The organism is Pseudomonas sp. TNT2022 ID1044 (assembly GCF_028656895.1).
Taxonomy (GTDB): domain Bacteria; phylum Pseudomonadota; class Gammaproteobacteria; order Pseudomonadales; family Pseudomonadaceae; genus Aquipseudomonas; species Aquipseudomonas reinekei.
This window is the reverse complement of record NZ_JAMDHB010000009.1, coordinates 373,276-390,975: the sequence shown is the minus strand read 5'-3', so window position 1 is coordinate 390,975 and position 17,700 is coordinate 373,276. Positions and strand designations below refer to the sequence as shown.

The window sequence follows — 17,700 nt, the reverse complement described above, 5'->3', positions numbered from 1 at the left end:
CTTTTGCAGTGGTCGCAAATCAGGAAAGGATTGACCGCGAAAGTCTTAGTGGTTGACCGCCTGCGCGGCGCCGAGCCCGGTCTGGGCACGGATCAACTGATCATCGAAACGCTCGCGCTCAAGCACTGCGCCATGGCTACGATCGGTGACCGAGCCCAACCAGGTGAAGAGAAACGCCACGTTCATCGAAATGATCGCCGGATAGTCATACGGGAAGATCGCCTCGGCATTGCCCAGCACCTTGACCCACACTGCCGGCGAGAGAATCACCAGCCCCACCGCACTCACCAGACCCGCGACACCGCCGATCAACGCACCGCGCGTGGTCAAGCCTTTCCAGTACATCGAGAGCACCAGAATCGGGAAGTTGACCGACGCGGCCACGCCAAAGGTCAGCGCCACCAGGAAAGCGATGTTCTGGTCCTTGAACAGAATGCCCAGCACCACCGCGACGATGCCGATGCCCACCGACGCGATGCGCGATACGCGACGCTCGTCCCTGGCATCGGCTTTGCCCTTGCGGACCACCATCACATACAGGTCATGGGAAATCGCCGACGTGCCCGCCATGGTCAGCCCGGACACCACCGCCAGAATCGTCGCGAACGCCACGGCGGAAATGAAGCCGAGCAGCAGATCGCCGCCCACGGCTTTGGCCAGGTGCATCACCGGCATGTTGCCGCCGCCGATCAACTTGCCCGCCAGATTGCCGCCCTCGAAGAAGGCCGGGTCCTGCCCGACGATCACGATGGCGGCCAGCCCCAGCACCGCCACGATCAGGTAGAAAAAGCCAATGAAACCCGTGGCGACGAACACCGATTTGCGCGCCTGTTTGGCGTCCGGCACGGTAAAGAAGCGCATGAGAATGTGCGGCAGCCCCGCCGTGCCGAACACCAGCCCCAGCGACAACGAGATCAGCGACAGCGGGTCGGCCACCAATTTGCTCGGCAGCAGAATCCGCTCGCCGTCACGGTGCGCGGCCACGGCTTTTTCGAACAACAGATCGAAGGAAAAACCGAACTTGCTCAGCGCCAGGAACGCCAGCAGCGTCCCGCCCACCAGCAACAACCCGGCCTTGATGATCTGCACCCACGTGGTCGCGACCATGCCGCCGAAGGTCACGTAGACTGCCATCAACAGGCCCACGGCAATCACCGCATAGTTGTAAGGCAGGCCGAACAGCAGCTGAATCAACTGCCCCGCCCCCACCATCTGCACCACCAGATAAAAGCACACCACCGTCAGCGAACCGAACGCCGTCAGCGTGCGGATGCGGTTTTGGTCGAGGCGAAAAGAGGCGATGTCCGAGATGGTAATGCGCCCCAGATTGCGGATGCGCTCGGCGAACAGAAACAACAGCAGCGGCCAGGCAACGAAGAAGCTGATCGAGTACAGCACGCCGTCGAAGCCGTTGAAGAAGATCATGCTGGTGACCCCCAGCAGCGCCGCCGCCGACATGTAGTCACCGGCCAGTGCCAGACCGTTCTGAAAGCCGCTGATGCCACCGCCTGCCGTGTAGAAATCGTCCATGGATCTGGTCTTGGAGGCAGCCCAGTAGGTGATGCCCAAGGTGGTCACGACGAAGACCAGGAACATGCTGATCGCGGTGATGTTGATCGGCTGTTTTTCGACGTTCTGGATGACATCGCCGGCCATGGCGTGCGCCGCGAATACACACAGCAGAACGGGAAGGATGAGGTTGCCGAGGATGCGTTTCATACGATGGCCCCCGCGCGGATTTCTGCGGTCAGGTCATCGAACTCACCATTGGCGCGATGGATGTAGAGACCGGTAAACAACCAGGCCCCGACAATGAACACCGCCCCTAAAGGCCACCCGATGCTGATGACGCTGGTGGCGGAAATCTTCGTCGCTAAAAGGTGGGGCGCGAAGGCGGCGACGAGGATGAACGCGAAGTAAGGGACAAGGGTGGCGGCGGTAAGACTGGCGACGAAACGTCGTTGCCGTGAGACCAAGTCCTTGTACCGGGGATGATTACGGATTCTGGCTGACTCAGTTGCATGATTCACGTTGACTCCGTGTAGCAGTGGTTGCGTTATTGTTGTTCCACAGCCTCAGATTCAGACTCGATCCGCCACTGGCTGCGGTATCTGTGCCCCTTCAACCTATGCCTGCCACATGATCATGTAAAATGATCAATAATGATTCCGTTGATCGTTTTTGGTGAATCGAAACCGCCGTGCTACTTGTCATCTCCGCGACGCGAATCTAATCTCCATCAAGCTTTAGCCATGGCAATGGCTATTACTTTTTGAGATAGGTGATTGTGATGGATGTAGCGGATCTCAAGGTGGTGGACGCCGTGGCGCGCCACGGCAGCATGAACAAGGCCGCCAGCGAGCTGAACACCGTGCAGTCGAACGTTTCGGCGCGGATTCGCTCGCTTGAGGATGAGCTCGGCGTTGCGTTGTTTCAGCGCAGCGCCAAAGGGGTGCAAGTGACGCCCGCCGGTCGCCGTATCCTGCCCTTCGCCGCCCGCTTATCGAAACTGCTGCTCGATGCTTCAAGCGCTGCCCGCGATGACGGCCACCCCAAAGGCGTGATGGAAATCGGCACGCTGGAAACCACCCTCGCCCTGCGCCTGCCCCAGCTGATTGCCCGGTTTGCCAAGGCTTATCCCGAGGTTCGTCCGGTGGTGCGCACCGGCACCACGTGCAGCCTGATCCAGGATGTCATCGACTGTAAGCTGGAGGGTGCATTCGTGGTCGGTCCGGTCAATCATCCGGAGCTGCATACGCAAGCCGCGTTTCGCGAGGAGCTGGTGTTGATCACCTCACCGGCGGTGCTGCGGTTGGACGATATCGCCGGTATCGAGAATCTCAAGACCGTGGTGTTTCGCCTCGGCTGCTCCTATCGCCAACGCCTGGATACGCTGATGACCCAACTCGGCGTCCTGGCTCCCGAGCCGCTGGAATTCGGCTCGATCGAAGCCATCATCGCCTGCGTGTCCGCCGGCGTCGGCATCACGCTTTTGCCCAGAGGCGTCATCGCCGATGCGGCACGTGCGGGGTTGGTGACGGTGCATGAACTGCCCCCGGAACTGGCCCACGTGGAAACCGTGTTCGTGCGCCGCATTGACGGTTACTTTTCCAGTGCGCTGGCGACCTTTCTGCACAGCGTGCGTGTGGAGGGTGTCACTGCCCCGCTGTAACAAACGGCATCGGCGATCAGCGTAATTCACTTCAACAGATGCTCCGGTGTCGAACGTTGAACCACCGCCACTACATCGATCACGAAGGCGAGCAACATGGCCGATGTGCCGATGAGAAACAGCAGACTGTAATTGCCACCGCTATAGGAAAACAGGAACGACAGGCCATAGGCGGCGACCGCCTGGAACAGCGCAAATCCGACCGTGGCGGTCTGCCAGGCCGACGTCTGTCGAGCCGGATGATGGGCGAGGATTTCATGAACCCGGCCCAGTACCAGCGGCACGGTGCCGGTGACAAACGCACCGACGATCACACTGGAGATCATCAGCCAGACACTGCCAAGCCCGAACGCCGGCACTGCAACGCAAATGGCCTCGATGATGAACGACACCCGCAATGCACGACCGAAGCCGATACGGTCCGCCAGCAGCCCGGCCAACAACGGCCCGACGGTGGCGCCAATGCCGAACAGCACCCAATATTGCGCCCCGGTTTGCAGCCCCTGCCCCAAGCCGCGGGCGACGAAATCCACCAGGAAAATCATGTGTGGCACCCAACCGGCCGCGTTGAGTGCGTATTCGACATACAGCGCCTTGAGGGTGCCGCTGGGAGCAGCGTGACGGTGATGAGAGGGGGTGGCTACCGGGGCATCCGCTGTGGGCCAGCCCCACCAGGCAAGTAGCGTCAACGCCAGGGAGATCAGGCCGAGGCCAAGCCAGGTTTGTTCAAGCCCCTGTTGCAACAGCATCGGTACCAGTGTCCCCGACGCAGCGATCCCGACGCCCACCCCCATGAAAATCAAACCGCCGACCAAGCCCCGGCGGGAGGGCGGAACGTGCGCCAGCACCGTTGGCGCGGCCAGGACCATCAAGGCGCCACCGGCAACGCCCGAGAGGAATCGCCAGGCAAAAAACCAGGCAAAAGACACCGGCCACGCACAGGCGAAAAACGCGATGCTCGCCAGCAGCATCATCGCCCGCAGGGTAAACCGGGTTGAGGTTTTCGACGCCAGTGAGCGGCCGAAAAGGGCTCCGGCCAGATACCCGGCAAGGTTTGCCGCCCCCAGGTAGGCCGACCTGGAAGCATCGAACCAATGCGCCCCGACAAGGGCCGGCAGCAACGGCGTATAGGCAAACCGCGCCAGACCAATCCCCACAAGACTCGCCGAAAACCCGGCCACGGTCCCTCGCCAGGGGCTGGCCGTTTGTAGCGCAGTACCGGCTGTTGTTGGCTTCACAGTGTTCATTGTCTGCCCTTTCATTCATCAGTCGGGGTCGACTGTACGCGCGAGCAAGGTATCTCAAGAAGCGAATTTAATAGACAGCTGTTATCTGGATTAATGATATGCAGCTCGGCTCCTGCACGGGATTGGCCGGGAGCGTTAGTTACACGGTGTATCAACAGTAATTCCGAAACGACCGTATACCTTCACCCCAGGGCTTTTTTACAGTGACCGATGCACTGCGTTCTATCACTCCACGAGCGAACCTCCATGCCCCACAACGTGAATCATCTTGATGCTGCACTGACTGCCTATCCACGGGCGGCCCTGCTTGAAGGCCCGACACCGATCCAGAAACTGACCCGCCTGAGCCAGTTGCCAGAACTCAATGGTTGCAACCTCTATGTCAAACGCGATGACCTCACCGGGCTCGGTGGTGGTGGCAACAAGTTGCGCAAACTGGAGTTTCTGCTGGGTGAAGCACTGGCCGAAGGCGCCGACACGCTGGTGACCTGGGGTGGTTTTCAATCCAATCATGCGCGGCTGACCGCAGCGGTGGCCGCGCGCCAAGGCCTGGCGTGCGAACTGATTCTGACGCCATCAGCCGTGCGTACCGATAACGATTTTTGCCACAACGGCAATGTCCTGCTGGACGATCTGTTCGGCGCGAAGGTACACCGGCTACCGCGGGGCGTGACACCGAACACTTACGCTGACGAATTAGTCGCGAAGCTCAAAGATCAGGGCAAAAAACCTTTCGTCATGCCCTTGGGCGGCTCCAGTCCCCGGGGCAGCCTCGGTTACGCCGCCTGCGCCGCTGAAATCCTGCACCAGGCTGACGCGCTGGGCCTGCAGTTCGATCAGATCATCGTGCCCAACGGCAGTGCCGGCACCCACTCGGGATTGCTCGCCGGTGTGACCCTCGCCCGCTCGGCAACGCAGATTCTCGGCTACTCGGTATTGGCAGACGAAGACCAGGCACAGGCCACCACCCAGGAAAAAACCCGGCAGACACTGCACCTGCTTAATCCCCAAGCAGCGGTGGGCGAAAGCGCAATCAACGTCGACGGCATTCAACGCGGTGAGGCCTACGGCGCACCCACCGAAGCGATGCTTGAAGCCGTGCGCCTGCTGGCTTCCCAAGAAGGCTTGCTGATCGATCCCGTCTACGGCGGCAAAGCGTTCGCCGGAATGCTCGCCGCCGTGCGCCGAGGCGATTTCCCGGCCGGCAGCAATCTGCTGTTTGTCATGACCGGTGGCTTGCCCGGCCTGTTTGCCTACCGCAGCGCTTTTGCCTGACAGGCCACTCCAACCACAATAAAAAAACCTCCCCGGGCGCGAACCCGGGGAGGTTTTTTTACATCGGCATCAAGCGATCAGTTTTGCGCTTTGCTCATCTTGGTAAACAGTTCGGTTGGCACTTTCTTGCCGTTGGAAGTGAACTGGTTGGTGCGGAATTTGTACACCTCGCCTTCGGAGAGGAAACCATCGCCGTTGGTGTCCATCGCTTTGAATTCTTCACCGCCTTGCGGGGCTACGGTCAGCAGTTCCTTGAGCGAAACGCGGCCGTCGTGGTCAGTGTCGGTACGAGCGAACGAAGCATCACCGCATTTACCTTCACCGCACTTGCCTTCGCCGGCCTTGGTCACCTTGGCGCCGGCTTCGTCAGCACCGCACTTGCCTTCACCACATTTGCCTTCGCTGGTTTTTTCCGCGGCGGCAAGTTGGTAGCCCTGAGGCAGAGCGTCTGCAGCAAAAGCGGTCGAAGCGAGGTTCATGCTGCCGGCCAGTGCAACAGCGATCAGGCCAATACGGGATTTGTTCGACATACGGGACATGGTGATTCTCCGGATACGGTGTGCGGCCAGGCCGCTAAGGTCATTGCCACTAAGGGCGATAAGCCGTGGTGCGAGGCGCATCTGCTTTCTCGCTAAGGCAGGGCTATTTGACTGCAACCGTGTATCCCGGATGTATCCGGTTCGAGGGCATTTGTAAGCCAGTCTCCGTACAGCGGGTTCGGATACACAGCGATACACACGCCCCTCTGCCTTCACGCAATCACTTTCGCAAACACCGATTTGTCGACGTTGGCACCGGATAGAATCACGCCCACCTTTTTCCCCCGCATGGCCTCACGCTCCTGCATGAGCGCCGCCAGGGCAGAGGCGCCCGCACCTTCGGCGAGGTTGTGGGTGTCGGTGTAATACACGTCCATGGCCTCGGCAATCTGCTCGTCGCTGACCGATACGATCCGCGCTGCACCCTGCGCGTAAACGGCAAAGGCTTCAGCAATGGGTTTGCGCACCGCCAGGCCATCGGCAAAGGTATTGGCCGTGGCGGTTTCGCAGATGACTCCGGCTTCGAACGACAACTTTGCGGCGGCCGCTTCGCTGGAAACCACGCCCACCACTTGAGTCTTCAGGCCCAGCGCGTCGCGGGCGGCGATCACCCCGCAAATCCCCGATCCACAGCCAATCGGCACATACACCGTATCCAGGTCCGGCGCTGCTTTGAAAAGCTCCAGCGCGTAAGTGGCCACGCCTTTGACCAGCTCGGGATGGAACGGCGGAACCAGAAAGAGGCCATGGGCTTGTGCCAGGCGTGCGGCCTCTTCCCGGGCCTCGTCGAAATCGCGGCCGTATTCCACCACTTCACCGCCGAAGCCGCGCATGGCGTTGTTCTTTTCCAGCGAATTGCCTTGCGGCACAACAATCAAGGCCCGCAAACCCACCGCGCCTGCCGCCAGCGCCAGACTCTGTCCATGATTGCCACGGGTGGCACTGACGATGCCCTTCACTTCGGGGTGCGCACGTTTGAGCCAATGCATGAAGGTAATGCCACCGCGCACCTTGAAAGCACCCGTCGGCGTGTGGTTCTCGTGTTTGACCCACACCGTGCAACCCAGCCGTTGCGCCAGCAACGGCCAAGCGTATTGGGCGGTCGCAGGCATGACCTGATAAACACGTTGGGCTGCTTGTTCGATGTCGTCGCGTGTCAGTCTTTGCATGAGCTGTTCCCCTTAGGTTTTGCCCAGTCTAGACACGGCCCCCGCTGCCGGCTTTCAGAAAACTGACCTGACTTTTGCGCCCGCTCTTGTTTAGTATGGTTTTCATGAGCCATCGAACCCGACTGCCGTCACCCCCCCCGTCTGAACCGGTCCGCCGGGTCGAAGCCGGGCCTTGGCTGATCGAATTGCTGCCTGGCTGCGCCTACGCTACCCGTTATGTGGCGGCGCAATCGGCGATTGGTTTCGCCTTCGACAGCCAGCGCGGCCTGCACGCCATCGGCAGCGACCGGGTACTGCCCTTCGATGCGATACCTGACGGCCTGGCGTTTGTGCCGGTCGGCTGCGACGTCTTGTCCGAATCGCCCAAGGGCGGTGAATACCTGCGCGTGCTGCGCACTGACGGTATTGCCTTGGCGGGAGACCGTGCCTTCAACAACCGCATCGACCCACACGCCACGATCCTTGCCCGGCGGATGCGCAGCGCCTTGTTGCGGGGGTCCGTTGAGGACGACTGGGAGGCCTGGGCACTGGCCCTGGCTGAACGAACGACGCAAACCGCTACGAGCTTATCGCCGCATCCAGGCTCGATAACCGGCAGCCGGATGCGCTTGCTCGATGAGTTTATCGACGCAGGCCTGGAGGGCCCGCTGGCTGTACCGGCAATGGCGCAGTTACTGGGATTGTCCGAAGGTTACTTCATGCGGGCATTCAAAAGCGCCACCGGCAAAAGCCCCCATAGTTACCTGATCGACCGACGCCTCGCCAAAGCCCGCGCCCTGATGCGCGACTCGACAGCGACCCTGACAGAAATCGCCTACCGCTGCGGTTTCAACTCCCAGGCGCACATGACGACCGTGTTCAGGCAACGCCTGGGAGTGAGTCCGGCGCAGTTGCGGGGTAGTTTGTGGGCTATTGATGGCTGACGTTTGTAATGGCACTGCAATCGGCCAAAAGCTGGCTCGTTAATCTGAATCTCGAACCGTCCTGCCCCTAGCAGATGTACGCAGGCAAACGATTCCGAGCACAATCAACCCCCGCGCAACACGTAGCTTGATCTAGGCTTAGATGACATCCCGCGGGAGTACCCCTCATGTCCCTCGCTCTCGGAAATCTGACGGCCATTACGTTGGCTGCGTTTTTTTGCTCAGCCGCGTCTGCTCAAGCAGCCGACACCCACCCGCCGCCGGCGATTCTGCCTCTGGAATCCGAATCGGTGCCAAGCCTCATGGCCTATCCGCCGCTTGCCGAGCCGCTCGCGCGCGGGGTTGTCATCATCCAGTATCGAACGGAACACGCCAGGATCATGCCGGTATTCGGTAAAGCGGCGGCTGATGTATCACCTCGTCTGAGCCATCTTCACGTGACTGTCGACGACTGGAAAGGTACATGGGCGCACACCAGTGAAGACCCGATTATCCTGGTCGGACTGACACCCGGCCCTCACAACGTGCTGCTTGAGATCGCCGACCCGACTCATAAAGTCCTCACCAGTACCACCGTGAGTTTTATCGTTCCGCCGAAGAAACCCTAACGGTCAGGGCCGGGTTCCCGGCCCTGAATTCACGCCTGCTTCAACGCGCTATCGAACGTCGGCGTCAACCCCGACAACTCCAGCTTGCGGACAAAGTCGCCGAGACGCTGTTGTTTGTAGGCGTCCACGTCGAGGTCGCGGTAGTCGTAGAAACCCTGGCCATCGCGCAGGCCGTTGCGGCCGTTTTGCATGTTGTCGGCAATGATCTGCGGCGACTCGAAGCGCGGCGACAGCGCGCCACTGAGGTAGCGCGAGGCGTAATGGAGGATGTCGCCGCCGCCCCAGTCGATGAACTCCAGCAGGCCCAGCACCGAAAAACGCAAACCGAAGCCGACGCGCACGGCGGTGTCGATGTCTTCTGCGCTGGCCACGCCCTCTTCCACCATTCGTGCGGCTTCGTTCATTGCCAGTGCCTGGATGCGCGGGACGATGTAGCCGGCCACGGCGTTGCACACCACAGGCACCTTGCCGATGCGCTTGAGCAGTTGCAGCAAGCGTTCGACCACCTGAGGGCAGGTCGCTTCGCCGCGGCTGACTTCCACCAGCGGCATCAAATACGCCGGATTCAGCCAGTGGGCGTTCACGAAGCGCTTCGGCTCACTGACCATTTCGCTCAACTCGGTGACCAGAAAGGTCGACGTGGTCGACGCGATGATGGTCGACGCCGGCACGTGCTCGCTGACCCAGGCGAAGGTCTCTTGCTTGACCGCAATGACTTCCGGCACGGCTTCAAACACCAGCTCGCATCGGCGCAATGCCTCTGCACCCTGGGATCGGGATTGCAGCGTCAGTCGCGATAACGCGATGTCAGCCTGTTCCGGCTGAAGCATGCCGAGCCGCACCAGCATCTGCAGTTCGCTGTGGATGTTGTGGCGCACACGCTCGAAGTAACCGTGGCGCTCGGCCTCGGCGCGATCCTTGATGTCGATGAGGGTCACCGGCAGACCGGCATGGATGAATGCCAGGGCAATGCCCTCGCCCATCCGCCCGGCACCGACCACGCTGACGTGGGGCAGCGCGGCGTTCATCAGTTGAAACCCTTGGTCAGCAGTTCGGTCATTTGCACCCGGTCGAGCCTGGCCAGGCCGAGGTTTTCCAGGGTACGGCCTTCGGCGTAGAGATCACGTTCAGCGACAACCGAGGCAATGCTCAGCAAGCCCTGCGCCACCGGAGTCGGCACACCGGCCCAGCGGCCGACGGACACCAGGAAGGACAGGCCCAGGCGGGTGTCTTCGAGCATGTAGCGATGCGTTTGCAGATCGATATCTTCGCGCCAGTCGCCGCTGTCGGTCAGCTTGCCGTGGGCGCCGCGACCGTACATCCACTCATCGCCTTCGCGGGTGTTGTAGTGGTCAGCCAAGGGGAAATGCGGCGCGCCGTAGGTCAGCGCCTCGCGCACGGCCATGCGCTCGGCGTCGAGCTGGTTGGTTACGCGGCGAATCGACGGCTGGGTGCCTTCGTTGTGAATGTCCCAGGATTCGAAGTGTTCCAGGGGACCGGCGTTCATCATGATCAGCGGTGGGTGGATGATGGGGCCTGCGTTCATCAACGCGCCGCTCAGGGCGTCTTCGATCGGCTCAACGCTTGGGTACGCCTCGCGCAACACCGCGAAGGCGTGCTCAGACAGGTTGCTGGGGAACACGCCGGTCGGCAGGCGGGTGGCGTAGCCACTGATCACCAGGTCGCTGGCGCCATGCTTGCGCACCAGATACGGCAGCGTGCCGGTTTCGGCGAAGGCGACTTTGCTGCGGTTGCCCGCATCGGCCATGGCTTTGGCGAACACGTAGCTGCCGAACGTGCCCGGTGGCAGGAACACCACTTGGCCGTCGCGCAGGTGCGGCGCCACGTCTTTGGCCAGGTCTTCATGGGAGGTCGACGGCAGCGGAATGATCACCAGTTGCGCGTCGCCCAAGGCTTCGGCCAGGTCATCGGTCAACGACAGGTTGTCGCCTGGTTTGCCGACGGACATTTGCCGAGTGCCCTTGTAGTCCTTGATGTTCAGGCTACCGATGTCCAGCAGCATCTTGAGCGCGGCGGAATCACGCCGCCACAGGCGGGTTTGATGCCCCTTTTCAGCCATTTCGACAGCAGCGGCATAACAGCCGTGTCCACCACCCAACACTGTAATTTTCATGGAGTCACTCCTCTTGTAAGTGACTCGATGCTATCGAGCTGGACGGCTGCGCACTCACCCGATTGCGCAGCCGGATGACGGATTGCGCAGCCGTCTCAGTGTTTCTGTCGCCGCAGGGTGTCCGACGGCAAGCAGCCATAGCGCTGCCGGTACGCGCTGGAAAAATGCCCGAAGCTGTTGATGCCGTGACGCAGCAGGATATCGGTGACGGTTTCACCGTCCCGGCCCTGCTTCAGTGATTCGTGGATCACCGCCAGCCGTCGGTCGCGAATGAACTCCACCGGCGCTTGCTGGAGGAATTGCTTGAAGCCGCTCTGCAAGGTGCGCACTGAAACGCCACACAGCTCGCTCAGGGTCGTCAGGCTGATCGGTTGGTCGAGGTGCGCCTCAATGTAGTCGCGGGCCTTCTTCACGTGGTGCGGCAGCGGTGCGCGCGAATCGATCAACAGATCTGCCGAGTAGTTGTGCGGCAACTGGGTGAGCAGCAATTGCATCAGGTATTCGGACAGGCCACTGGCGAGGCGCGAACCGTCGACGCCATCGCCGTAAAGCCGGCAGATGTAGTCCAGGGTGTGATAGAGGCTGACGACGCCGGCGCCGAGGTGGTCGACGCTGACATCAAAGATCACCGACTGCCGCAGGCTGCGACCGAGCAGGCGTTGCAGTTGCGCCTCCAGGGCATCGCGGTCGACACGCAGGATCAGGTTGCGGCATTGCCCATCGGTCACGATGCGGCTTTGCGCGAAGGGCGAGGAAACGCTCAGGCAGCCCGACTGCATCGCCGCGCTGCGCCGGCCGTGGGCCACTTCGCAATGCCCCTGCAAGGTGATGCGAAACAGGTATTGATCGGCAATGTCGCCGATGGTGATTTCCACCGGCGCGCCGTAGCGCAAGTCGAGCAGCGCCGAATCGCCGAAAAACACGCCGTTGAGCCGGGTGTGAATCGGCTCGTCACGCAGCACGTTGAAGCTGTGCGGGCACAGGTAGTGGCTGACCTTGTCCTTGATCTCACGGTAATCGGCCGAGCTCAGCAGACTGTGCCGTTCCAGCAGGTGTACGTCATTCAGCATCAAGGGTTCTCCTGGCCTGGAGCGCCAAGGCCTCGCTCCCTTCGAAAGGAGCGAGGCCGAGGCGCCGATCATGGACTATGCCCGATCAAGCGAGCGTCGGGTATTCCCGCGCATAGCTTTCGCGGAAGCGCCGGCAACCCCGCCACAGTAGCAGCACGGTCAGCGCCGACGCACCGGCGATCACCAGCGACATCGACGACCCCACCGCCGCTGGCGTCCCGAAGTAACGGTCGGTCAACAGCGCCACCAGCGTGGTGCCCAGGCCCAATCCCAACAGGTTGCTGATCAACAGGAACACCGCCGAGACCTGGGCGCGCACCTGATTCGGCGCGAGGATTTGCATCGCCGCCGTGGACGCCGGCATCGGGAACGAGGCGAAGAACATCGCCGGCACCAACAGCGTCACCGACAGCCACAGCTGATCGACTTGCGAGAACATCACGGCCGGAACCGCCATGCCGAGGGCACCGATGACGCCGGTGCGCATGGCGGCGTCCTGATGACCTTTTTTCGCCAGATAATCGGTGAGCCAGCCACCGAACAGCACGCCGGTGGTGTTGGCCACCAACAGCACGGTGCCGAGCATGTAGCCCGCCTCCATCGGCGACAGGCCGAACTTGCGGATGTACAACGCCGGGCTCCAGCTCATCAGGCAGAACAGGGCCATCGCATAAAACGAAAAGCCCAGGTAATGACAAGTAAAGGTGGCACGGTGGCGACCGAGAAAACGCAAGCCATCGCTCAACCCGACCTTCTTCGCCCGCCCCTGTGCATCGACCTGCAGGCCTTTGCGCGCCGGGTCACGTACGGTCAGCCAGATCAGCAAACCGACCACGATGCCGGGCAGTCCGACAATGAAGAACGCCAGCTGCCAGGCTTTCATCGCACCAAAAAACGCCACCTCGATGGTGTTCATGTCCTTGAGCATCGCAATCACATAGCCGCCCACCAGGAAGGCCAGGCCACCCCCGACGAAGGAGCCGATCGAGTAGATACCCACGGCGCGGCCGAGTTTTTCCTTGGGGAACATATCGCTGAACATCGAGTAGGCCGACGGCGACAGGGCCGCTTCGCCGACGCCCACGCCAATGCGCGCGAGGAACATGTGCAGGAAATTCTTGCTCAGGCCGCAGGCCGCTGTCGCCAGGCTCCAGAACACCACACCGACGGCGATGATCTTCGGCCGGGAGAAGCGGTCGGCCAGGTAAGCGATGGGCATGCCCATGAACGCGTAGAACAACGAAAAGGCCAGCCCGTGCAGCAAGCTGAACTGGGTGTCGCTGATCTGCAGGTCGGCTTTGATCGGTTCGATCATCAGCGCCAGGATCTGCCGATCCACGAAGGAAAAGATGTAGGCGATCATGCACAGACCCACCACGTACCACTCGTAAAGGTAAGTCTTCTTCTGTTGCTGCAGGACCGCGTTATCGACCTGGATATTCACTAGTGTTTGCTCCTTTTGGAATCCGCTCATGCGCGCAGCGCACCGGGTGACGGTGCACTGGACACCGACTGGGAAGTTGCGGGGCAGATGTAAAGGATGATGGGTTCGATCATGGTCAGGCCTCTTATTGTTATGGTGTAAGCACGCTTACCAGAACTTCCAGGTGTAGGTCGTGGCGACGCGGAATTCGTTGTAGTCGTAGCCGAATTTCTGTTTTACATCGATGTTGCGCAGGTCCAGCCCGAGGCCTTGCAGCGGTCCACTCTGCACCACGTAGTTGAGCCCCAGGAAGCGTTCGCTTTCTTCGTTGTCGCTCAGGTTGCCGCCACGGTCCCAGTTGGTGCCCTTGGTGTAGCGGGTGAAGAACTTCAGCCCCGGCATGCCCATCCCGGCAAAGTCATAGCTGTAGCGCGCCGACCAGGACTTTTCATCCGGACGGACAAAGGCCAGAGACGACCAGTGCACCAGGTATGGCTGCGGAATATAACCATTCATGGTCGGGAACACGCTGTCACCGAGCATGCGCTGGTAACTGACGCCAAACATGTGAGCACCCTTGAGCAAGCTGAACAAGGCACCGTAGGCGCGGTTGTCGATCTCGCCGTTTAGAGCGCTGCCGTCTTCATTGTTATTGAAGTAGCGCAAGTCGGTTTTGAGTTTGTAGCCGTTGCCCAGGTCAGCCATATGCATCAGGCCGAAATAATGCTGCTGATAGATATCGTGCAGCACGCCGTAGAAATAACTGGCTTGCAGGTTTTTGCTGATGTCGTAAGTCGCGCCGCCAAAATCCAGACCGTCACTGTCGAGATTATCGGTAGAGCCATATTTGTAGAGCTTTTCGTGGTTGGAAGACTCTCGCGTCACGGCCGACCAGAAACGGCCCCCGGTCAGCGTCAAACCGTCGACTTCCCTGGACTCGACCACAGCCCCTTGATAGATGGTATCCAACTGCCGGCTGGTGTCATCGAACGCCACCGGCAATTGCGGGCGAAGATCACCGACCTTCAACTCGGTCTTGCTGTAGCGCATCTTCAAGGTGGCACCGGCGCGGCTGTAGTCATCGGCCGCCTGCTGGTCGCTCACGCTGTACGGCAGCGAACCATCGTTGCCCGACGAATCCAGGCGCAGGGCGTATTGGGCATCGACATCCAGGCCGATGGCCAACGCCGTGTCGGTGTAGCCGGAGGTGAATTGCGCATCGAAACCCTGGGACCAACTGTGCACTTCGGAATCCGGTGCATTGGTATTGGTGTAGTTACGGTGCAAGTAGAAGTTACGGGTATCCACTTTGAAGTGACTGTCATCAATGACATCGGCCTGTGCCGCCAAAGGCGAACAGATCATCCCCAGCACGCCGGCCAGTCCCAGCCCGCGGCAAGATTGCTTTACCTGTTGCATCTAACATCTCCACATCTGTATGTGCCTGGGCACTGTTTTTATAGGAGCAGATTTGAACTAAGGACAAAACATGCCTGCAGCCGAACACCGAGTCCTCCCGCGCGGGGAGCAGACTGCATGAGGGATCCAGAAGAGGATGGGTTCGAGCATGGTCAGGCCTATTGTTGTTATGGGGTAAAACGCCGGGCGGACCCATTGCAGCTGTTCACCAGGACGACACGCCTCTTGTCCATGCAAGGTAAGTCAGTCGACGCCGCGCCGGTATTAAGACGAACAGCATCCATAAGGGGGAAATCTCCCGCCCGGCTAAAGGTTTCCCTTAGTTGACACAGAGGCAGAACGGCCAAGAGAGCAGATCCGACTAAACTGATCGGACCGCCTGCCAGGACCGCCGGGAATGAGCAAAATACTGATTGCAGATGAGCAACCTCTGTTTCGTCATGGGATACGTCAGGCACTCGAGGCACAGGGTCATTCGCTTGTCGCTGAACTGGATAACGGCACCGATGCCTTGCGCCAGACGTTGCAGCTCAAACCATCATTGCTGATTCTTGATTTGGCCCTACCACGCCTTGGCGGTCTGGAAGTCATCCGCCGCTTGCGCAAGCAAGCGTGCAAGGTCCCGATCCTGGTACTGACTGCACAAAGCAGTGAGCACTTTGCCGGTCTGAGCCTGCAAGCGGGCAGCACAGGCTTCATCAGCAAGCAGGATGACTTGCACCAACTCGGCGAGGCGGTACGCACGTTGCTGCACGGCCACAGTTACTTTCCCAGCCATCTGGTAGGCAATGTCGCGCCCCAGATCGGTTTGAAGGCCGAAGAGGCACAACTCGACAGCCTGTCCGCGCGCGAGTTGACGGTGTTGCGCTACCTCGCCAACGGCCGTAGCAACAAAGACATTGCCCAAGAGCTGGCCCTGAGCGACCGTACGGTCAGCACCTACAAGGCACGGCTGCAACGCAAACTCAACGTCGACTCGTTGGCGCAGTTGCTGGAAATCGCCTGGCGCCAGGGTTTATTGGGGGGTATCGAGCCTGTCGCCGGGTCAGCCCGTATCGGTGAAATCGAACAGGAACAGTTTCAGCGGATATTCGATGCGATGCCCATGCCGGTGGCGTTGCGTGACCAGCAAGGCCACCTGCTGGCCTGTAATCGCCAACACCTGGACTTTCATGGCGTCACGGAAGAACAAGCCATGGGCATGCGTATTATCGACAGCAGCGTGCTGATGCCAGAGGAAGCGTTGAAGCTGCATCAGGGCTACTTGCAGGCGGTGGCGCTCGGTCAGCCATTCAGTGATGAGTTGATCTTGCGTTACCGAGACCGGCGCAAGGCCGTACGCAGTTGGGGGGTGCCGTTTCATGACAGTCAGGGAAACCTGATTGGCATGCTCTGCTCGACAGTGGATATCACCGAACAGGATCAACAGATTGCTGCCCTGAACCAGGCCAAGGAGCAGTGGCAATCAATCCGCCGTACGCGCACGCAATTTCTGCACGATGCCGGCGAACAGCTGATAGCGCAGCTGGATGGCATCATCAAGTCAGTCCGCAGAGCCTGTCGCCAATCCCCGGACAACGCACTCTTGAGCAACATACTGCCTGGCGTTCTGGCGTTACAGGATCAGATTACAGTGCTGGTGGATGTCGTGCGGATTGAACGTGGCACCCTCATATTGATGCCACGTGCCGCAGAATTGAACGAACTCACCCGCCTGGAAATCACGGATTTCAACGACAGGCATACCGACACACAACCCGTCGTAGTGGCGCACGGCTGCGACGAGCCCGCCAATGTCTGGGTCGACCCCGATCGATACCGCCAGATGCTTCGGGCGATGTTTGAGTATTGTCATTACCTGGAGCTGCCGGACATTACAGTGGAGTGCCGGTTGACCCCCGCCCCCCAAGCCGAACTGCTCTGGCAATTGAGTATCGAACCCGGCCCGATGGCCCGTGCTGACGGTCTCTTCGAGGACCTCGCGCACAATCAAATCAATCCGCAACTGGCGCTGTGCACTCACCTGATCGCCTTGATGAACGGTGAGCTGTCGCTTGAGTCGCCCCGTCCTGACGGCCCACTTGCCGTCCTCACTGTAAGGTTTGCCCAGGCCCTCTGAGCACCGCCATCCACTTTCGTTGCACACAGCTGTAATGCACGCACCGCTCTCTTATCGCCGAGGTGTGTAGTGATCGCACTACACGATTCTCATGATTCCCCGATACCGCGGCACCATCGCCCGGCGCGATCATGAGCCAAAGGATCGTTCCGCGAGGCATTGAAATGATGAGGCCATGAGCTGCAGTTCATGCGGCTGAAAACTGAATGAAAAAACGAAAGAACCTTTCCACGTATCTTTTAACGAGGCCGTGACCGATGGACTCTCTGTACCGTATTCAACAACTCCAGCTAAAACTCATTGAGTCAGCTTCTGTGAACGAAAGCTGCGCAATCGATCTGTTGGACATCCTGTGCACGGAGCCCGTTGCGGAGTATGAAAACGTCCTCGGCATCGTCGCTCTGTTATTGAATGAAGCCGAACTGTTGAGGGACATTTCAAAAGACATCACGGCGGGACATCTTTTCCAGCTGTCTCTTTAGTCTCCCGTTTGGCTGACCTCAAAACCGGCGAGGACTGCGTTCTCGAAGGCAGGCTGCTACAGGATCATCCTGCCCCTGTAGCAGCTGTCGAGCGTAGCGAGGCTGCGTTCGGCTGCGCCG

General features: G+C 60.2%; 16 protein-coding genes. 6 read left to right on the top strand and 10 right to left on the bottom strand.

Annotated elements, in window-relative coordinates; translation table 11 throughout:
- Positions 1 to 45 precede the first annotated feature (45 nt).
- Together M5G20_RS14715 and M5G20_RS14710 are read right to left on the bottom strand one after the other, a co-directional pair.
- A complete protein-coding gene (locus M5G20_RS14715; protein WP_273919656.1) occupies positions 46 to 1,719 on the bottom strand; it encodes a cation acetate symporter in 1,674 nt (557 codons plus the stop codon).
- Positions 1,716 to 2,030, bottom strand: a complete 315-nt coding sequence (locus M5G20_RS14710) for a DUF485 domain-containing protein (RefSeq protein ID WP_075949463.1) — start codon at positions 2,028 to 2,030, stop codon at positions 1,716 to 1,718. Before M5G20_RS14710 ends, M5G20_RS14715 begins: the two co-directional genes overlap by 4 nt.
- 260 nt (positions 2,031 to 2,290) lie before the next feature.
- Here M5G20_RS14710 and M5G20_RS14705 point away from each other — a divergent pair, with 260 nt between their 5' ends.
- Positions 2,291 to 3,172, top strand: coding sequence for a LysR substrate-binding domain-containing protein (locus M5G20_RS14705; protein ID WP_273919655.1), 882 nt, complete (start codon positions 2,291 to 2,293; stop codon positions 3,170 to 3,172).
- 26 nt (positions 3,173 to 3,198) lie between these two features.
- On the opposite strand, the gene M5G20_RS14700 is transcribed toward M5G20_RS14705, so the two are convergent.
- The gene (locus M5G20_RS14700; RefSeq protein ID WP_273919654.1) at positions 3,199 to 4,419 is read right to left on the bottom strand and encodes a YbfB/YjiJ family MFS transporter; all 1,221 of its coding nucleotides are present in this window, start codon (positions 4,417 to 4,419) and stop codon (positions 3,199 to 3,201) included.
- Positions 4,420 to 4,665: 246 nt separating this feature from the next.
- Here M5G20_RS14700 and M5G20_RS14695 point away from each other — a divergent pair, with 246 nt between their 5' ends.
- Positions 4,666 to 5,694 carry a D-cysteine desulfhydrase family protein gene (locus tag M5G20_RS14695; protein WP_273919653.1) on the top strand — a complete coding sequence of 343 codons (1,029 nt, stop codon included), beginning with the start codon at positions 4,666 to 4,668 and terminating at the stop codon, positions 5,692 to 5,694.
- 77 nt (positions 5,695 to 5,771) lie between these two features.
- Here the strand turns inward: M5G20_RS14695 and M5G20_RS14690 are convergent, their stop codons facing one another.
- Both M5G20_RS14690 and M5G20_RS14685 read right to left on the bottom strand, forming a co-directional pair.
- Positions 5,772 to 6,233, bottom strand: a complete 462-nt coding sequence (locus M5G20_RS14690) for an HvfA family oxazolone/thioamide-modified RiPP metallophore (protein WP_273919652.1) — start codon at positions 6,231 to 6,233, stop codon at positions 5,772 to 5,774.
- A 212-nt stretch (positions 6,234 to 6,445) separates the two neighbouring features.
- Positions 6,446 to 7,402: a threonine dehydratase gene (locus M5G20_RS14685; RefSeq protein ID WP_273919650.1), complete on the bottom strand. Its 957-nt coding sequence runs from the start codon at positions 7,400 to 7,402 to the stop codon at positions 6,446 to 6,448.
- A gap of 95 nt (positions 7,403 to 7,497) precedes the next feature.
- On the opposite strand from M5G20_RS14685, the gene M5G20_RS14680 reads away from it, so the two are divergent.
- Both M5G20_RS14680 and M5G20_RS14675 read left to right on the top strand, forming a co-directional pair.
- On the top strand, positions 7,498 to 8,325 hold the full coding sequence (locus M5G20_RS14680) for a helix-turn-helix transcriptional regulator (RefSeq protein WP_273919694.1): 828 nt from the start codon (positions 7,498 to 7,500) through the stop codon (positions 8,323 to 8,325).
- A 167-nt stretch (positions 8,326 to 8,492) separates the two neighbouring features.
- Positions 8,493 to 8,933, top strand: a complete 441-nt coding sequence (locus M5G20_RS14675) for a DUF6130 family protein (protein WP_273919649.1) — start codon at positions 8,493 to 8,495, stop codon at positions 8,931 to 8,933.
- Between the two features lie 29 nt (positions 8,934 to 8,962).
- On the opposite strand, the gene M5G20_RS14670 is transcribed toward M5G20_RS14675, so the two are convergent.
- The 5 genes from M5G20_RS14670 to M5G20_RS14650 form a co-directional block, all read right to left on the bottom strand.
- Complete coding sequence (locus M5G20_RS14670; RefSeq protein WP_273919648.1) at positions 8,963 to 9,961, bottom strand: 3-hydroxybutyryl-CoA dehydrogenase; 999 nt, start codon at positions 9,959 to 9,961, stop codon at positions 8,963 to 8,965.
- Positions 9,961 to 11,067, bottom strand: coding sequence for an NAD/NADP-dependent octopine/nopaline dehydrogenase family protein (locus M5G20_RS14665; RefSeq protein WP_273919647.1), 1,107 nt, complete (start codon positions 11,065 to 11,067; stop codon positions 9,961 to 9,963). Before M5G20_RS14665 ends, M5G20_RS14670 begins: the two co-directional genes overlap by 1 nt.
- Before the next feature lie 95 nt (positions 11,068 to 11,162).
- Positions 11,163 to 12,137 (bottom strand): AraC family transcriptional regulator, encoded by a 975-nt coding sequence (locus M5G20_RS14660; RefSeq protein WP_273919646.1) that lies wholly within the window; start codon positions 12,135 to 12,137, stop codon positions 11,163 to 11,165.
- 85 nt (positions 12,138 to 12,222) lie between these two features.
- On the bottom strand, positions 12,223 to 13,581 hold the full coding sequence (locus M5G20_RS14655) for a spinster family MFS transporter (RefSeq protein WP_273919645.1): 1,359 nt from the start codon (positions 13,579 to 13,581) through the stop codon (positions 12,223 to 12,225).
- 147 nt (positions 13,582 to 13,728) lie between these two features.
- Positions 13,729 to 14,979 (bottom strand): OprD family outer membrane porin, encoded by a 1,251-nt coding sequence (locus M5G20_RS14650; RefSeq protein ID WP_273919644.1) that lies wholly within the window; start codon positions 14,977 to 14,979, stop codon positions 13,729 to 13,731.
- 397 nt (positions 14,980 to 15,376) lie between these two features.
- On the opposite strand from M5G20_RS14650, the gene M5G20_RS14645 reads away from it, so the two are divergent.
- Entirely contained in the window at positions 15,377 to 17,098 is a 1,722-nt protein-coding gene (locus M5G20_RS14645) for a response regulator (protein WP_273919643.1), read from the top strand.
- A 257-nt stretch (positions 17,099 to 17,355) separates the two neighbouring features.
- Positions 17,356 to 17,580: a hypothetical protein gene (locus M5G20_RS14640; RefSeq protein ID WP_273919642.1), complete on the top strand. Its 225-nt coding sequence runs from the start codon at positions 17,356 to 17,358 to the stop codon at positions 17,578 to 17,580.
- The last annotated feature ends 120 nt before the right edge of the window (positions 17,581 to 17,700 follow it).

Bases quoted from the DNA above. Each gene is read 5' to 3' on its own strand.
- M5G20_RS14680 (WP_273919694.1), top strand. From the start codon at position 7,498: ATGGTTTTCATGAGCCATCGAACCCGACTGCCGTCACCCCCCCCGTCT.
- M5G20_RS14700 (WP_273919654.1), bottom strand. From the start codon at position 4,419: ATGAACACTGTGAAGCCAACAACAGCCGGTACTGCGCTACAAACGGCC.
- M5G20_RS14670 (WP_273919648.1), bottom strand. From the start codon at position 9,961: ATGAACGCCGCGCTGCCCCACGTCAGCGTGGTCGGTGCCGGGCGGATG.
- M5G20_RS14640 (WP_273919642.1), top strand. From the start codon at position 17,356: ATGGACTCTCTGTACCGTATTCAACAACTCCAGCTAAAACTCATTGAG.
- M5G20_RS14695 (WP_273919653.1), top strand. From the start codon at position 4,666: ATGCCCCACAACGTGAATCATCTTGATGCTGCACTGACTGCCTATCCA.
- M5G20_RS14660 (WP_273919646.1), bottom strand. From the start codon at position 12,137: ATGCTGAATGACGTACACCTGCTGGAACGGCACAGTCTGCTGAGCTCG.
- M5G20_RS14715 (WP_273919656.1), bottom strand. From the start codon at position 1,719: ATGAAACGCATCCTCGGCAACCTCATCCTTCCCGTTCTGCTGTGTGTA.
- M5G20_RS14665 (WP_273919647.1), bottom strand. From the start codon at position 11,067: ATGAAAATTACAGTGTTGGGTGGTGGACACGGCTGTTATGCCGCTGCT.
- M5G20_RS14645 (WP_273919643.1), top strand. From the start codon at position 15,377: ATGAGCAAAATACTGATTGCAGATGAGCAACCTCTGTTTCGTCATGGG.
- M5G20_RS14675 (WP_273919649.1), top strand. From the start codon at position 8,493: ATGTCCCTCGCTCTCGGAAATCTGACGGCCATTACGTTGGCTGCGTTT.
- M5G20_RS14685 (WP_273919650.1), bottom strand. From the start codon at position 7,402: ATGCAAAGACTGACACGCGACGACATCGAACAAGCAGCCCAACGTGTT.
- M5G20_RS14650 (WP_273919644.1), bottom strand. From the start codon at position 14,979: ATGCAACAGGTAAAGCAATCTTGCCGCGGGCTGGGACTGGCCGGCGTG.
- M5G20_RS14690 (WP_273919652.1), bottom strand. From the start codon at position 6,233: ATGTCCCGTATGTCGAACAAATCCCGTATTGGCCTGATCGCTGTTGCA.
- M5G20_RS14705 (WP_273919655.1), top strand. From the start codon at position 2,291: ATGGATGTAGCGGATCTCAAGGTGGTGGACGCCGTGGCGCGCCACGGC.